This is a genomic window from Sphingomonas sp., assembly GCF_041661825.1.
Taxonomy (GTDB): Bacteria; Pseudomonadota; Alphaproteobacteria; order Sphingomonadales; family Sphingomonadaceae; genus Sphingomonas.
Genome location: NZ_JBAZTU010000001.1, coordinates 1,094,491 through 1,111,391, shown reverse-complemented (window position 1 = coordinate 1,111,391; position 16,901 = coordinate 1,094,491). Strand labels below are relative to the sequence as shown.

General features: G+C 66.7%; 9 protein-coding genes. 6 read left to right on the top strand and 3 right to left on the bottom strand.

Features of this window, described 5'->3' with window-relative positions; translation table 11 throughout:
* Positions 1–15: 15 nt before the first annotated feature.
* A complete protein-coding gene (locus tag WC729_RS05055; RefSeq protein ID WP_372850165.1) occupies positions 16–906 on the bottom strand; it encodes a hypothetical protein in 891 nt (296 codons plus the stop codon).
* A gap of 153 nt (positions 907–1,059) precedes the next feature.
* Between WC729_RS05055 and WC729_RS05050 the strand changes: the two genes are divergently transcribed.
* The 4 genes from WC729_RS05050 (at position 1,060) to WC729_RS05035 (ending at position 8,894) form a co-directional block, all read left to right on the top strand.
* Positions 1,060–3,498 carry a protein kinase gene (locus WC729_RS05050; RefSeq protein ID WP_372850163.1) on the top strand — a complete coding sequence of 813 codons (2,439 nt, stop codon included), beginning with the start codon at positions 1,060–1,062 and terminating at the stop codon, positions 3,496–3,498.
* A gap of 227 nt (positions 3,499–3,725) precedes the next feature.
* A complete protein-coding gene (locus tag WC729_RS05045; RefSeq protein ID WP_372850161.1) occupies positions 3,726–6,989 on the top strand; it encodes a hypothetical protein in 3,264 nt (1,087 codons plus the stop codon).
* 44 nt (positions 6,990–7,033) lie between these two features.
* The gene (locus WC729_RS05040) at positions 7,034–7,723 is read left to right on the top strand and encodes a class I SAM-dependent methyltransferase (RefSeq protein WP_372850159.1); all 690 of its coding nucleotides are present in this window, start codon (positions 7,034–7,036) and stop codon (positions 7,721–7,723) included.
* A 55-nt stretch (positions 7,724–7,778) separates the two neighbouring features.
* Complete coding sequence (locus tag WC729_RS05035; RefSeq protein WP_372850157.1) at positions 7,779–8,894, top strand: hypothetical protein; 1,116 nt, start codon at positions 7,779–7,781, stop codon at positions 8,892–8,894.
* Between the two features lie 312 nt (positions 8,895–9,206).
* On the opposite strand, the gene WC729_RS05030 is transcribed toward WC729_RS05035, so the two are convergent.
* Both WC729_RS05030 and WC729_RS05025 read right to left on the bottom strand, forming a co-directional pair.
* On the bottom strand, positions 9,207–9,380 hold the full coding sequence (locus WC729_RS05030) for a hypothetical protein (protein ID WP_372850155.1): 174 nt from the start codon (positions 9,378–9,380) through the stop codon (positions 9,207–9,209).
* A 346-nt stretch (positions 9,381–9,726) separates the two neighbouring features.
* Complete coding sequence (locus WC729_RS05025) at positions 9,727–12,660, bottom strand: TonB-dependent receptor plug domain-containing protein (RefSeq protein ID WP_372850153.1); 2,934 nt, start codon at positions 12,658–12,660, stop codon at positions 9,727–9,729.
* 282 nt (positions 12,661–12,942) lie between these two features.
* Here WC729_RS05025 and WC729_RS05020 point away from each other — a divergent pair, with 282 nt between their 5' ends.
* Entirely contained in the window at positions 12,943–14,073 is a 1,131-nt protein-coding gene (locus tag WC729_RS05020; RefSeq protein WP_372850151.1) for an aldose epimerase family protein, read from the top strand.
* A 54-nt stretch (positions 14,074–14,127) separates the two neighbouring features.
* The gene (locus WC729_RS05015; RefSeq protein WP_372850149.1) at positions 14,128–16,896 is read left to right on the top strand and encodes a DEAD/DEAH box helicase family protein; all 2,769 of its coding nucleotides are present in this window, start codon (positions 14,128–14,130) and stop codon (positions 16,894–16,896) included.
* Positions 16,897–16,901: the final 5 nt, after the last annotated feature.

Below are 16,901 nucleotides of genomic sequence, written 5' to 3'. Positions count from 1 at the left end.
GTCTCCCTGAATGGCTCAGCAACCGCCGGCGGACCGGCCGACTTTGCGGGCGCTGTAATAAGCGGCGTAGCTGTCGCGGGACGCGCGATCGACGCCGCGGACCAGGCCGACGATGCCGCGCCCGTCGGGCGTCAGCTGGAAGATGCCGGTAAGGCGCGTCTTGCTCTCGTCGGAGCTGGTATCGACGATGTCGAGCGTGAGCACGCGGCCGTCGACCGTGCCGGTGAACTCGCCGCGCTGATATTCATAGCATCCCGCGACGCGGTCGCCCTCCTGCTTCAGGTGGATCCAGCCCCAGCCGCTGGCACCGTCATAGTTTCCGGTGAGATCGGGCGTGCTGGCCGTGGCCGTCGTCTGGCGGCCATAGCCGTGGAAGCCCGTCATCCCGGTATAGTCGTCGCCGTGATTGCTCTCGATGGTCAGGCGGACCCAGCGGCCGACCGGGCGATCCTCCGGCTTGAACGCAAAGGACTGCCCGTTGGCGTTCATCCGCAGCTCCCCCGACAGCACGTCCTCGAAGCCCGAGCTTGCCGATGTGTTGGACAGCGCGACGGTGAAGCCGCGCGGGGCCTTGCGGTCGCGGTTGAGCCCGGCGGTGTCGAACGCGATCCTGCTGAGCTCGGTCTCTTCGGACAGCTCGAGGACGAACACGGCCTGGCCGGCCTCGCCGGTCCAGTCGGTGCTGGCGGATTCGTCGATCAGGTTGAACGGGCTCGACGACATCTCCGAGATGTCGGCGTCGGCCGGCATGGCGACGATGCGCGCACCGGCGCGATAGGTGAAATAATCGGTCCCCGCCGTCTGCGGCGCCGCGGCGGTGCTGATCAGCGCACCCGCGCCGAGGATCGGGAACAGCGCCATCGTCCGGACCCGGCGAAGCGATATCTTGGGGCGAAGCGACATCATGGGAGTTTCTTCCTTTGCTGCATCATGTGTCAGGCAAGACGGGGAAAGCCGGCAGAAGCGGCCATGGCGGGCGAAAGATTTTTGAAACGGCGAATTCGTTGGAGCTCGGCCCGGGTCGCGCCTAGCCTGCGCGAAACCGGGGAAAGGGCGCCGATGCAGGGGGTGACGGGCGATGCATGGAGTGCGATCCAGGCGCTCTTCGAGGAACTGATCGACCTGCCCCTGCACGAGCAGGCGCGCAGGCTCGGCCGATCCACCCAGCCCGCCGACATCGTGGAGCAGACCAGGGCATTGCTGACCGCCGCGACCGCCGGGGGCATTCTGGACATGGCGCCGCCCTCGATCGAGGTGCCGGGCAAAACGCCCGCCTATCGTTCGCTGGCCGAGGGGCAGGTGGTCGGCGGCTTCACGGTCGACCGGTTGATCGGGCGCGGGGGCATGGGCGAAATCTATCTGGCGCGCCGCACCGCGAAGGATTTCGAGCAGCGCGTCGCGCTGAAGATGCTGCGCGCCGAAGCGGTCGATCACGGCGAGACCTTCCTGCGCGAACGCAAGCTGCTCGCCCGGCTCGAACATCCCGGCATCGCGCGTCTGATCGATGCAGGGGTCGCCGAGGACGGCCGACCCTATATGGCGATGGAGTATGTCGACGGCGAGCCGATCGACAGCTGGTGCCGGACGCACAAGGCCGACCTCGACACGCGCCTCAGGCTGTTTCGCGATGTGTGCGATGCCGTCGCCTACGCGCATGCGCACCTGGTCGTTCACCGCGACATCAAGCCGTCGAACATCGTCATCGATGGTGCCGGCAAGCCGCGCCTGCTCGACTTCGGCATCGCCAAGCTGCTCGACGACACCGTGGCGATGCCGGTCGCCACCCTGGCGATGCTGACGCCCGACTATGCCGCGCCCGAACAGCTCGACGGCGACCAGGTGTCGGTCGCGACGGACGTCTATGCGCTCGGCATTCTGCTCTACGAACTCGTGACGGGAGCCGGCCCATGGCGTCGCCAGGGCGCATCGGTCCCGGCGATCATCCGCCGCGTGCTCTACGAAGATCCCGCGATGCCCAGTCGTGCGGCCGAGCGCGCCGACGCGCCGGTTCGCGCGGCGCGCCTTCGCGGCGACCTCGACGCGATCATCCTGAAGGCAATGCGGCGCCGCGCGAGCGAACGCTACCGCACCGCGAGCGAGCTTTCGGACGACGTCGCCCGGCATCAGGCGTTGAAGCCGGTCCAGGCGCGCGGCGGGTCGACACGCTACATGCTCGGCCGCTTCCTGCGGCGCTATCGCTGGGCCACCGCGGCGAGCGCTGCGGCGCTGATGGCGCTGCTGATCGGTGCGGGCGGAATCGCCTGGCAGGCGCGCCAGACGGCGATCGAGCGCGACATCGCGGTGGCGCAGGCCCGCCGCAGCGAAGCGATCAATCGCATGCTGACCGTCATGTTTCGCGACACCGTTCCCAGCGACGCGGGAGAGGATGCTACCGTCAAGCAGATGCTGGACCAGACCGCTGAACGGCTGGTCAATTCGGTCGATACGAGTACCGAATCGGCGACGCTCGTCACCACCTTGTTCGACCTCTATGCCAATCTCGAAGATGCCGCAGGGGCCTATGGTCTGATCACGCGCGCACTCGCGCGGGGTATTGGCAAGGATGATCCGGTCGCGACCGCGCAGATCAAGACGCGCGCTGCGGCCTCTGCCGCGACGCTGGGCCGAAACGAGGAGATCGCGCCGCTGCTCGACGCCGCCGAGCCGGTCTTTCGCCGCGATCCCGAGCGCTTTGCCGCCGATCTGGTCGATATCAACCTCGCGCGCGCACAGCTGTTTCGGCGGACAGGCAAGGTCGAGGATGCGATCGCGTTATTGATGCGAACCCTGCCCAAGGCCGACGCGGCCTTGGCGGAGAATCATCGTGACCTGCTGATCGTCTACAACAATCTGCTCGTCTATATGCAGGAGGCCAGCCAGTTCGACGCGATGCCGGCGGTGTTCGCCCGCGCGGATCGGGTGTTGAAGCGGACCGGCCAGGAGGCGAGCATGCAGGGCCTCGGTATCACCCAGCTAAAGGGCGTGCGCCTGCTCAAGACGAACCAGGCCCATGCCGCCGCGGCAATCTTCCAGGATGTCGTTGCAAAGCGGCGGGCAAGATTCGGGCGTTCGGCCGGCCTTGGCGTCGATCTGCTCCAACTGGGGCGCGCCCAGCTGGTGCTCCGCAAATATGCCGACGCCGCACGCACGCTCGCCGAAGCCGAGCCGATGCTGATCGAGAAGATCAGCCCGAGCGCACTCCCGAGCATCGCCGCCGGAGCGACGCTTGCCGAGGCGCAGGTCGAGGCGGGCGATACGGCCTCCGCTAGCCGCACGCTCGACCGGATCCAGCCGCTGGTGAAGGCGACGCCGCCCAATCCCTCCTATCCGATCGTGCTGCGCGCGCGGGCGATCGCGCTGCTCAAGCAAGGCAAAAGCGCCGAGGCAGGCGTGGCGCTCGACCAGGCCGAGCAGGTATTCAAGGCGTTGGGGCCGGCGGGCGCAAGCTATCTCAAGGGATTCCCGGCTCTGCGTGCGCGGCTGGCGAAGACGGACTGATACGCGCCCAGGCGACGGCCATCTCGTTATGGAACCAGGCACGGGCCTGAACCCACCGCGGCGTACGGTGTGATCGCTGACGCCGAGCACATTGGCGGTGCGGCGCCAGCAACCACGCGGCAAATCGCCCGCCGTTGCGAGAAATGCGCAGGCGATGTCCGGTTCCGCGCGATTTTCCCGTCTCTCGGCAGGTCAGGGGGCAACCTGCCCCGCACGGGAGACGGTCGATGCGCAACTCACCCCATGGTCCGGTACATTTGCTCAAATTCGGGCCGCTGCCCCTGGCGCTGGTCGCGGTGGCCGTGGCGCCGTCCGGACAGGCGCAGATTCGCACGCGCACGCCGGTCGCGCTGCCGACCCCGACGCCTTCCCGTATCCCCGACACGGGCCGCATCCGGCGCGCGCCCGGTATCGAGGCGCCGACGCCCAGCCCGACCGGGCCGAGCGCGGTGTATCTCCGGCAAGATCGGGAGCAAGCCGCGCAGGCGGAGGAGCCGTCCGACGATCGGCCGGTCCGTGGCCGGCGCCCGCGCGGCGACGACACGCGCGCGCGCACCGGGCGCGATCCGTTCGAGGCCGAGCCCGACACGTCCTCGGAGTCCGTTCCCGTGCGGTCGCGCCGCATCCCGGTCGAAGCAACGCCATCGGAGCGCGATCCGGCCCCGGTCCGGACGCGCCGCACGCCGGTCGAGGAACGCTATACCGATCAGTCCGAAACCACACCCGTGCGCTCGCGCCGCATTCCGGTCGAGGCCACGCCGCTGGAGCGCGATCCGGCCCCGGTCCGGACGCGCCGCACGCCGGTCGAGGAACGCTATACCGATCAGTCCGAAACCACACCCGTGCGTTCGCGCCGCATTCCGGTCGAGGCCACGCCGCTGGAGCGCGACCCGACCCCGGTCCGGACGCGCCGCACGCCCGTCGAAGAAACCTACACCGATGAGGCGACCCCGGTACGACCCCGGCGCATTCCCGTGGAGGCGACACCACCGCCGCGTGACTCGACGCCAGTGCGCCAGCGACGAATCCCCGTCGAGGAATTCCAGGACTCGCCTCCGCTCTCCGTGCCGCCCGCGCGGCGCGAGATCACGCCCGTCCGGCGGGCCCCGCCGCAGCCGCCGTTCGACGGGACATTCTCGAATATCCCGCGGGTCAATCCCCCCAGGATCACCAGCAGTTGCGGTGGACAGGCGCAGCAGCCGCTGACGGCGCGCATCCGGCGCGACGATTTCGATTCCGCCGTCGCCAACATCACGCCGCCATCCGATGCCGCGACGGTGTCGATGCAGGACAGCCTGACCCTGCGGGCCGGCAGCCATGCCGATCTGATGAACAAGCTGCCGACCCTGCGCCAGATCCCTGCCTCCGTGCTCAACGGCGCGTCGACCGTGACGATCGGCAAGACCAGGGTCGATTTCCGGCCGATGGTCCAGAACCCCAAAGCGCTGGTCAACATTGCGAAGAAACTGCGTGCGCTGCCGACTCAGGTCGAAGTTTGCGCCGATGTGCTTGAGGCGATGGAGATCAAGCAGGGCCTCGTCGTGCGCAGCCTGCTCACCTACCGCATCCTGCCCGGCGCATGCCGTGACGAGGAGCGCCGCGCGAAACTGGCGGGGAGTGGGGTGAGCTGCTTCACCCGCTCCACCGTCGGGGAACGCGAATCTGGGTTCAGCAACGTCAGGAACATCCGCTATGTCCGTGATCCGGGCGACCGTGCCAAGGCGCTCGCCGCATCCCGGCTCCAGGCATCGAAGGTCAATGCCGATATCGACCAGAGCGTCGCCGATTTCCACCGCCAGCTGAACGATCCGGCTCAGCGCGCCGAAATCGCCGAGGAGATCGGCGACGCCGAACTGGTCCGGCTCGGCGCGCTCGACGACAGCGCGCTGGCGGGAGAGCTGGCGAACGCAGCGGAGACCAAGGTCGAGCAGATCGCCTTCATCCCGAAAGCGGATGACACCTTGAAAACCTTCAAACCGCTGGGTGTGCCGATCAGCGCGATCAAGCCGCCGCCGCCGCCGGTCGATATCGACTATGACATCGGCAACTATGTCTTCCTCGCCGGCTTCACGCTCGGCAAGCAATATGAGTGGAAGCAGCGTGTCGATACCACGATCAAATGGTGCTTCGTCGGCTGCAAGAAGCATTATTATGCGGAGCTGTTCGCGGGCTTCGAATATGGCTTCGGCCTGCGCATCCCGATCGCGTTCGGCGGCACCTACAACCCGTCATCGGCCATCAAGGACAGGGCCACCCTGACCGTCAAGCTCGCGCCGATCGACGGCAGCGTCGCGGATTACAAGGCGGCGGGCCTTGCCGACAACAAGCTGTACGAGGGCAAGGAGCTGGTCGCCGAGGTATGGGCGCATGCGGGCGCGTCGGCGAAACTGCCGATCGTCGGCGTGCTCGGCCCGGTCGTCCCCATCCAGATCGGCCAGGACTTCACGGACGCGCTGCCTGCGCCGCTCGCCCACGGCCAGTGGACGCCGCCGACACCGGGGGTGAAAAGCAGCGAACCAGAAATCGTCCATGTGTTCGAGGATGTCGACCTGATCGGAGGCCGCGCCAATTTCGGCATTCTCGGCGGAAAACTGCTGCCGGCGGTCAAGGTCACGCTCCATTCCGAGAAGATGAGGCTGACGCTGAAGGACTCGGACGGGCAGTCCTATTACCTGACCAGCAACGGGCAGGTGGTGAATGTCGCGGTCGATCCCTACACGTCGAGCAGCTTCACGGTCGGCGATCCATTCTACACTCTTGGTTTCAACGTCACGCCGGGCATTACCGCGCGGCTGTTCATCGATCTGGCGGTGTGGAGCAACAATTGGGACTGGCCGATCTGGTTTCCACAACTCGCGGTCGATCTGCCGCCCGGCGGGATCGATTTCGCCTGCCATGAGGGCACGGTGTGCACGCGCAAGTTCGGTTTCAATCAGAACGGCGCGCAGACGGAGTTCGCGCGTTTGCTCGAGAAATGGGCAAGGGAATTCGACCCGCTATGGATCCCGAAATGCGTCGACGAACCCTGCAAGCTCGGCATCCGCTTCATCCGCCAGGGGGTATTGTTCTCGGGCCGGCACAAGCTGGCCGACAACCCGGACATCACCATCGCCGCGATGAAGGCCGAATTCATCAACGCGAATATCAATGCGCAGAAGGTCGTGACGGAAAGCCTGGCTCGGAAAGCGGAGGCTGCGTCCAATTCCTGGGGCGTGATCGCCCAGGCGATCTGGACGAAACAGTGCAAGGACGCCTTGTGCTACGACACGGTGACGGCGCTGGCCGCCCAAATGGGCACGCGCGCCCGCGCGATCGCCAAGGCGAACCCCAGCCAGTCGTCGCTCTGGGTCACGCAGCAGGTCAACAAGGAGTTCGTCCCCCAGTTCCGGCAGGCGGTGGACGATTCTGTGGTTCGCGATGCCACGGAGCAATCGTTCGAGATGCAGCGCCAGCTCAAGAAACAGAAACTGAAGACGCCCAAGCTGCAATAGTGCTTCGGTTGACATCGCGGAAGTCATGCATCATGTGAAGTTACATGAAGCATGACGATCGCCTGGCGCAGCCCTTCACTGATCCGGCGGCGGTCGCGCGCTATGCGGAAGGGCCGCCGCGCAAGGTGCCCGGTTTCGCTGACCTTCAGCGCATGGCGATGCTGCTCCTGTCGGAAGCGGCGCCCGGTGCGGCGGACATCCTCGTGCTCGGCGCCGGCGGTGGCCTGGAGTTGACGGTGTTTGCGCAAGGTCGGCCGGACTGGCGGTTGCTGGGCGTGGACCCGTCCGCGGCGATGCTCGATCTCGCGCGCGTCGCCCTGGGGCCGCTCGCGTCCCGCGTCGCGCTGCTGCAAGGCTATATCGACGACGCGCCGGCGGGGCCGTTCGACGGGGCGGCGTGCCTGTTGACGCTTCACTTCCTTGCGGCGGACGAGCGAAGCCGCACCTTGCGGGCAGTGCGACAGCGGCTGAAACCGGACGCGCGGTTCGTGATGGCGCATTACAGCTTTCCGCAGGACGAAGGCATGCGCTGGCTCGCGCGATCGGCGGCCTTTGCCGCTTCCTCCGGCCTCGACCCGACACAGGCTTCGGCATCGGCCGCGGCCATCATGGAGCGCTTGCCCGTGCTGTCGCCGGAGCAGGACGAGGCGCTCCTCCGCGAGGCCGGCTTCAGCGATGTCGAGCTGTTCTATGCCGGCCTCGCCTTTCGCGGCTGGGTCGGCACTGCCTCGTAAAGCGCGGGCGGTCCGCCTATACCCGCGGGGCGCCGGAAGAGCGAGGGAGAGAGAGATGCGACGGTGGTGGATCGTCCCCTGTGCGATGCTCGGCGCGCTGTCGCTGTCGGCCGCGTCGCCCCCGCCGGTGCCGACCTTCCATGCCGATACCCAATGGCTGAAGCTGCCGCCCGCGATGAGGCTGGGCGAGATCACTGCGGTCGCGGTCGATTCCCATGACCAGCTATGGGTGCTGCACCGGCCGCGCAGCCTGGCCAGGGAGGATCAGCCATATGCCGCGCCGCCGGTGCTGCTGTTCGACCGGGCGGGCAAGTATCTGCGCGGCTTCGGCGGGCCTTCGAGCGCCTGGGAATGGCCGGCGATCGAGCACAGCATCGCGGTCGACAAAAGCGGGCGGGTGTGGATCGCGGGCAATTCCCGGACCGACCCGGCGGCGGGCGACGACATGCTGCTCGAGTTCGCCAATGACGGGACGCTGATCCGCCAGATCGGCAAGCGCGGGGCAAGCAAGGGCGATCTCGACACCGCGAACCTGCACGCGCCGGCCGACATTGTCGTGGATGACGCCGCGCAGGAGACCTATATCGCCGACGGCTATGTCAACCGCCGGGTAATCGTCTTCGACAGCGAGACCGGCGGGTTCAAGCGGATGTGGAGTGCCTTCGGCAAGCCGCCGCCGGCCGAGGCTGCGCCAGCGCTGCGCGCGGTGGGGGCGCCCTTCACGCCCGAGAGCGGGGCGGGGCCGCAAGGCTTTAGCGGGGTGCACGGCGTCGAGCTGTCGCGCGACGGGCTGGTCTATGTCTCCGACCGCAACAACCAGCGGATCCAGGTGTTCACGCGCGCCGGGCGGTTCGTGAAGCAGGGCTTTGTCGACCGCAACATGGCCTCGCCGCAGACCGCGTCCGGCATCGCCTTCTCCGCCGATGCGAAGCAGCGCTATCTGTACGTCGCCGACTGGGGCAATTCGGCGGTGCTGGTGCTCGACCGGGCGACGCTCGCGACGATCGGCACGATCGGCGGCAAGGGCACCGCGCCCGGCCAATTCATCGGCCCGCACCTGATCGCGACCGACAGCAAGGGGGTGCTGTATGTCGCGGAAGTGCAGGGGCGGCGGATGCAGCGGCTGGTGCCGGCGGGGCGGCGAAACGGGAAAACGACTCGCTATGGTTAACGCCGTCCCGGCATCGGCCATCGTCACCGCAACTACAGGGAATCCCCGGAGTTTGGCAGGGCTCGACTCGGGCAATTACCGTAAAAGCACCTAGTTTACGGACGCGGCGAAAGGGATTCTATGAGGGCTCAACCAGCCGAGTTCGGGGTCGCCCGTTTTACGGTGGTATGGTTGGACCGAGGGCTGCGACAGCGGTTTTGCGGACCAATTTCCTGATCAAGCCGGTCACGATGCGTGTCTGCGAATTCCGGAATTCCGGTGGCCACCGAACCCCGGGATTCGCAGCCGTACACCCGCCAACACGATCTGCCCTCAGGCCTCGAAGAACCGCTCTCCAGTGCCACGCTTGAGCGTCATTCTCGCATCCTTGTTCCGCGCGCGCGGGGCGCTTTCGGCATAATAGCGCACGCGGTGCTTGGGTGGGTCGCTCCAGAACTTCCATACAAACTGAGCGACATAGTCGAGAGCTATCAGTGTATTTTTCACTAGTAGCGCGACTATCCACAACGGCAATGAAACGGGAATGAATAGTATAAACATTCTTCGCGTAGATCGGCGCCAGGATCGCGGCGACCCAAGTCTAGGCCAAAGAGTTCGAGCCATTTCAGCAATCCCTCGAAAGAGATGGAGGCCGGTGCAACGCTACACATGGCCGTTGATGCTTTCCCTCCTCTTCTCTCTTTGAGACAGTGTGACCAATCGCGGTAACGAACCGATTAACCCTCGCTAAAATAGCCTTATATTCTAACCGTTTCGGCCATATGCTGAATCCGGCCGAAAATGGAACGGCGTCCGGCAATGCCGGACGCCGTCCAGGTGCCGCGGGGCGCTGTCAGAATTTGAAGCGCACGCCAGCGGTGAAATAGCGGCCGATCGCGTCGGCATAGGCCACGTTCGGATACCGAAGGCCGATGCTGCCGGTGAAGCCGGAGGTCTGGTAGATGCCGCCCTTGGCATTGAAGACATTGGCGACGTTGACGAAGGTCGTCACCTGCGAATCCGACCCGAGATCGTAGGACAGGTTCAGGTCGCTCTGGAAATAGGCCGGCACATTGGGGATGGCGAACACCTGGGTCGGGTTGCCGCTCCATTTGATCGATGAGGCGAAGCGTTCGAGGAAGTCGAAGCCGAACCGGCCGATGCGGTAATTGACCGTGAAGTTCACCTTGTCGCGCGGCTGAGTCTCGGTGCCGGCGGCGTTGGTGATGACTGCGCCGGGGATCGTCTCCGTGGTCAGCGTGGGCTGGTGAGTCCAGAGCGCGCGCAGGTTGAGCCGCCCGCTCAGCAAGGCAGTGGTGTAGTTTGCCTCGACGTCGAAGCCCTTTGCCTCGATCCGCGCGATATTCTGGCTGAGCGAGATGTTGAGCGTCGGGAAATTGGCCGGCGAGGTGTCGTTGTACGAGATCGGCCGGACCAGCAGCGCGCAATAGGGCGACGACCCGTCGGACGCGAGGCAGAGCGACTGGACGATCGGGTTGGTGCCCGCGACCGCGCCGATCGCATTGTCGATCTTCACATGGAAATAATCGAACGACAGGCTGAACCCGGGCATGAAGCGCGGGGTGAGCACCGCGCCCGCGGTGAAGTTCTGCGCGACCTCGGGCTCGAGGTTCGGGTTGCCGCCCGCCAGCGTGTTGAGCTGCGCCGCGACGCCGGTCAGCGGATCGGTGACGCCCGAGGCCGAGATGACCTGCGCCTGGTAGAGATCCCACAAGGTCGGCGCGCGGAAGTCGCGCGAGCGGGTAGCGCGCACCTTGAAGTCCTCGCTGACCTTCCATTCGAGGCCGAGCTTCCAGGTGTTGGACGCGAAATGCGCCTTCACATTGCCGTTGCCGACCGCGTCGTAGCGGGCGTAGCGATAGGCGCCGTTGAACGCGAGCAGCTCGACCAGCGGCACGTCCTTCAGCAGCGGGAAGTTGACCTCCAGATTGCCTTCGTAAATGTCCTCACTGCCGATCGCGCCCGACTGGACTTCCTTGAAATGCGCAAGGTTGGATCCGGGATAGGAAGCCGGCAGGGAATTGCCCGCCGGTCCGAGGCGCAGATTCTGCGGGTTGAAGCTGTTGTCCGGCACGCTGGTCGTCACGCGCAGCCCGGCACGGCGATAGGCGCCGCTGACCGCGACCTTGACCGGTCCGGCCCAGCCCTCGAACGCCGTGCCGGTGATGTTGAGGCCGAAATCGTCGAGCGTGTTGCGCGCGCTCCACGACGTATCCTCGAAGATGAAGTCCTTCGCCGCCTGCGACGCGCGGCCGTCGCCGAACAGGTTGATCGGCACGCAGCCCGGGAACGCGCCCGGCGCCGTGATGCTGACGCGGCAGACGATGTTGTTGGTCGCCGGATCGCGCACCGCATCGACCGCGGCATAGAAGTTCATGCTGTTGACGTTGTTGAGCGAGGTCAGCCGCGTGCGGTTGAAGCCGTGCGTGTAATGCGCGTCCCAGGCGAAATCGGCGAACAGCCCGCCTTCGAGCCCAGCGGTCGCCGAAAAGGAGTTGATCCGCGTCTCGAGCGCCAGGTCCTTCATCAGATCGCTGTCGAAGCGGTTGATCGCGAAGCTGGTGGTGTTGCTGTTGGTCAGCGCGGTCTGCTGCGCCGCCGTCAGGAAGGCGTTGCCGCTATAGATCCATAGTGGATAGGAGCCGGCCGAATTGTTCGGGGAGCCGGCCGTCGCATTGGTGATGTTGGTGTAGATCTGGCTGGCGCCGAACGAGCGGTTCTGAGCATAGCGCGCCGAGACGTAACCCTTGATCGTGTCAGTGAATTCATAGTCGAACCGGCCGAACGCCTGAGCCGATTTGAAGTTGTAGAGCAGCCATTCATTATGGACATAGCCGCCATCGCCGCCAACCGCGGCATTGGCGGTCGCCGTCGCGGTGCCCGGATTGAATGCGCCGAGCGAGCCGTCGGGGAGGAACTGCATGCCCGCGAACGGGCCGGTGCGGACGAGGCCGCCCGCCGCCGCGTTGCTCTGTCGCGCATTGTAGACGATCGTATAGGGGCTCGCCGTCGTGCCCGCGCCGACGATCGCCGGATAGAGATTGCCATAGGGGCGGCTGGCGGTGTCATCGATGCCGTTGCGCTTGTAATATTCGGCGCTGAGCTCGAGATGCCCGCGATCGCCGATCTTCGTACCCCAGGCAGCACCGCCGCGCACCGAAAAGGCATCGCCATAATCCGAGATGCCGGTCTGCAGCAGGCCCTTGATGCCGACATATTTATTGTCGGTGATGAAGTTGACGACACCGGTTACCGCGTCGGACCCGTAAACGGCCGAGGCGCCGCCGGTGACCACCTCCACGCGCGAGATGAGCAACTGCGGCAGCATGTTGGTGTCGACGGTGGTGTCGAAGAAGGTGCCGGGAACGCGGTTACCGTCCTGCAGGATCAGGGTGCGGATCGGGCCGAGCGCGCGCAAGTTGAGGAAGTTGCCCGGGGTGCCGAAGCCGCGGCCATTGGCGTTGACCGCATTGTTGGGCGTCGAGGTCGAATTGAACGCGGGGAGCTTGTTGAGGCCGTCCGGAATGCTGGTCGGCGTGGTCGCCTGGAGCAGCTGGGTGCTGACCACCGTAACCGGGGTCGGCTGGTTGTTGCCGTTCTGGATACGCGATCCGGTGACGACGATGTCGGTGCCGCCGGCTTCAGGCGCCTGGTCGGCGGGGGCGGGCGTGTCCTGCGCGGCGGGATCGGCGGCGCTTTGCGCGAAGGCGGGCGCGGCAGTGCCGGCGAGCATCGTCGCAGCGAGCAGCGCCAGGCGACGGGTCACGACTCGATTCTTGGCAGAAATCATATTTTCTCTCTCCCCGATGGGCGTCCTCCAGCGGGCAAGCGGGAGTCGCGTCGTTTATTATTGAGCCGATGACGTCACTTGGTCGCCATCAACGTATCTTGCATACATTATAAAATGTGTGCGTACAATATAGCAACATGTATCCCGGCGCGCTATTATCAGATTTTAACGCAACCGGATCGGTGCAAAACCGCCCGGCCTATCCGATTGGTGTCGATCGCCGGCCGGGTTAAGAAGAGGGCAAAAGGGGAGGTCGTCTTGATTCCAGCGAAGCATCTGTTCGTCGTCCTGCTCGCCCCGTTCCTGCTGTGCGCCGCGCCGGCGCCGATGGGTCCCGAGCGCAGCGATTTCGGCGCGACTGCGGACGGCCAGAAGGTCGATCGCTATGTCCTGCGCAACGCGCGCGGCACGCGGCTGGGCGTGCTGACCCTGGGCGCGACGATCGACGAGATCAGCGTGCGCGACCGGGCGGGGCATATCGCCAATGTCGTGATCGCGCTGCCCGACGTCGCGGCGTACGAGGCCTCGCCGACCGTCGGTTCGGTGATCGGGCGCTATGCCAACCGCATCTCGCATGGCGGCTTCTCGATCGACGGTGTGCGGTATCCGCTGTCGCCCGATCCGACCGCGATCGTCTCGCATGGCGGGCGCAAGGGTTTCTCGTCGAAGGTGTGGAAGGCGGAGCCGTGCAGCACCGCCGGCTGCCGCAGCATCACGCTGCGCTATCACAGCGCCGACGGGGAGAATGGCTTTCCCGGCGCGATGGACGTCGCGGTGACCTATAGTCTGGGCGCGGACGATGCCGTGCGGATCGACTATGTCGCGACGACGACCAAACCGACCGTGGTGAACCTGACCAATCACAGCTATTTCAACCTGGGCGGCGACCGGGCCGGCAGTGTCGACGACCAGCAGATCCAGATCGTCGCGGACAGCTTCGCGGTGGTCGACGACAAGCGCAATGCGATCGGCGAGATCCGCGCCGTCGCCGGCACGCCGTTCGACCTGCGCACGCTCACCCGGATCGGCGACCGCGTCGCCTCGAACGACCCGCAAATGCTGCTCGGCAATGGCTTCGACCATAATTTCGTGCTGACCAAGCCGGCGGGCGATCCGCTGCCCGTCGGCGCCCGCGCCTGGGATCCGGCGAGCGGCCGCACCCTGGAGATGCGCACGACCCAGCCCGGCGTGCAGCTCTACACCGCCAATCACTTCAACGGGAAACAGGCAGCGCGCGGTGGCCGCATGCTGCGCCAGGGTGCCGGGTTCGCGCTCGAGACGCAGCATTATCCCGACAGTCCGAACCAGCCCGCCTTCCCTTCGACCGTGCTGCGGCCCGGCGAGGCCTTCCGGTCGACGACGATCTACCGGTTCGGCGTGCGGCGGTAGCGACGGCCCGCCGTCGCTTGCCCCGGACGGTGACAGCGGCGACAAGGGTGGCGAATGATCGCTGAGCTGCAGTTCACCGGCGCCTGGCGCGACTATCAGGCACGCATCCTCGCCGATGTGGACGCTCGGCTGGCGGACGGGCGGCTTCATGTCGTGGCCGCGCCCGGATCGGGCAAGACGGTGCTGGGGCTGGAGGTGATGGGCCGGATCGGCCGGCCGACGCTGGTGCTCGCGCCGACGAACATCATCCGCGGCCAATGGGTCGACCGGATGTGCGGTTCCTTCCTGCCCGATCGGCCGGCGGCGCCCGACTGGGTATCGCTTTCGCTGGCCGCGCCCGGCCTGCTGACCGTCTGCACCTATCAGGCTCTGCATGCGATCTGGGCCGGCCGGGACGAGGCAGAGGTCGAGGGCGAAGCGTCGCTCGAAACGGCCGATACCGCTACGCCCGACTCGCGTGAAGGGCCGCCGCGCGAGGCCTCCGCCTTTGCCGCGCTGGTGCGGACCCTGTCGGCGATGGGCCCCGTCACGATCATCCTCGACGAGGCGCATCATCTCCGGCGCGAATGGTGGCGGGCGCTGCAGGATCTGGTCGGCGCGCTCGACAAGCCGGTCCTCGTCGCGCTGACCGCGACGCCGCCTTATGATGTGGAATGGGCCGAGTGGCGCCGCTACGAGGAGCTATGCGGCCCGATCGATGCCGAGATATCGGTGCCGGAACTGGTACGGCACGGCGATCTCTGCCCGCACCAGGATTATCTCCACATCTCGGTCGCCACCGCACCCGAGGAAGAGCGTGTCGCGGCCCGCCGCGCGGGGCTGACATTATTGTTCGAGCGCCTGCTTGCCGATCCCGGTTTCGCCGATAGCCTGGCGGAGCATGGCTGGATCGGGGATCCGGAGGGCTATGAGGAGGATATCCTCGACGCGCCGGAATTCCTCTCGGCAATGCTGATCTTCCTGCACGCCGCGGGGCGGCGCGTACCGCCGGCGCCGCTTGCGCTGCTCGGCGTCCGGCGCGGCGACATGCCCCGGCTGTCGCCGCGCTGGATGGAAGCGCTACTCGACGGAATGGTCTTCGCGCACCGCGATGCCTTCGATTCCTGTCCGTGGTTCGGGGCGTTGAAGGCGGACCTGCAACGGCTCGGCGCGATCGAGGGCGGGCGGGTACGGATTGCCGAGGGCGGGGCACTGTTCTCGCTGATGGCCAACAGCATCGCCAAGCTGGACAGCATCGTCGCGATCGCGCGAAGCGAAGCGGCCGCGCTGGGCGACCGGCTGCGCATGGTCGTGCTGATCGACCTGGTGCGCGAAAGCGATCTGCCGCGCGGCAACGGGCTTCGGCCGACGCCTGCCAAGCTGGGCGTCGCCTCGATCTTCGACACGATGCGGCTTGCCGGGGTTCCCGCGCGGCTCGGCGTGGTCAGCGGCTCGCTGGTGATCGTGCCGGAGGATGCGCTGGAGGCGCTGGCCGAGGCGGCCAGATGGTGCGGCGTCGATGCAGCGGCGGTGCGCACCATGCCGCTGGCGGGATGCCCCGGCTATGTGCGCGTGCGGATCGCCGGCGCCGACGGGCACCGCATCGTCGCGATCGTGACGCGGATGTTTGCGGCGGGCGCGGTCACGCTGCTGACCGGGACTCAGGCGCTGCTCGGCGAGGGATGGGACGCGCCGTCGATCAACACGCTGGTGCTGGCGAGCAATGTCGGTTCCTACATGATGTCGAACCAGATGCGTGGCCGGGCGATCCGCACGGATCCGGCGGACCCTGCGAAGGTCGCGAATATCTGGCATCTCGCAACGGTCGTGCCCGATGCGCCGGGGATCGTCGCCGAGGGACGCCGACGCTTCGACTGGACGGCCGATGTGCCGCCCGGCGACCCGATCGGGCGCAGCCTGGGGCCCGACATGGACCTGATGAAGCGCCGTTTCCGCGCCTTTGCCGGGATCGGCCATCGCGGCAATGACGCGATCGAAAGCGGGATCGAGCGGCTCGACCTGGCCGGACGGGTATGGGATGCCGATGCGATCGTCGCGCTCGACGCTGACACGCTGGCGGCGGCGTCCGATCGCGGCGCCGTCGCAGCGCGCTGGCGCAGTGCGATCGGCGGGGTCGAATCCGGGCGGACGATGCGGCAGGTCGTCCGCCCGCGTTATGCGCCGCGCCTGCTCGCGGTCGTCGATACGCTGGAATATCTGGTGCTGACCGGCCTTGGCGGCGCGGCATTCTCCGCCGGCAGCGCACTGCGGTCGTTCAGCGGCGACTTCGGCACCCTGGTGATGGGGTTTGCCGGGCTCACCCTGCTATATGCGCTGCCCAAGCTGGGCAAGGCGGCCTGGCTGCTCGTCCGCAACGGGTCGCTCGAGCGGAGCCTGAACGAGGTCGGGCTGGCCCTGCTCGAAAGCCTGGAAAATGCGCAACTGCTCGATGAGTGGTCGGGCAATTGCGAGATCGTCGTCGAGCGCACCGTGAAGGGGGAGCGGCTGGTGACCCTGCACGGTGCGGACCGGGTGAGCGAACGCCTGTTCCTGGACGCGCTGGCCGAGATCATCGGGCCGGTCCAGAACCCGCGCTATCTGCTCGTACGGGGGAGTTGGCTCGGCCGGCGGCTGCGCGTCGATTTCCATGCGGTGCCGACGGTGCTCGCCCAGCGCAAGGAACTGGCGGAGGATTTCGCAGCGCGCTGGAAGGCGCATGTCGGCCGGGCGACGCTCGTCTTCACGCGCAGCGCGGCAGGCCGCCGCGCGCTGTTGCGCGCCCGGGCGGGGTCGCTGGCGGCGGGATTCCGGCGCACCGTCGATGCGCTCTCCTCCTGGCGATGAGGCCA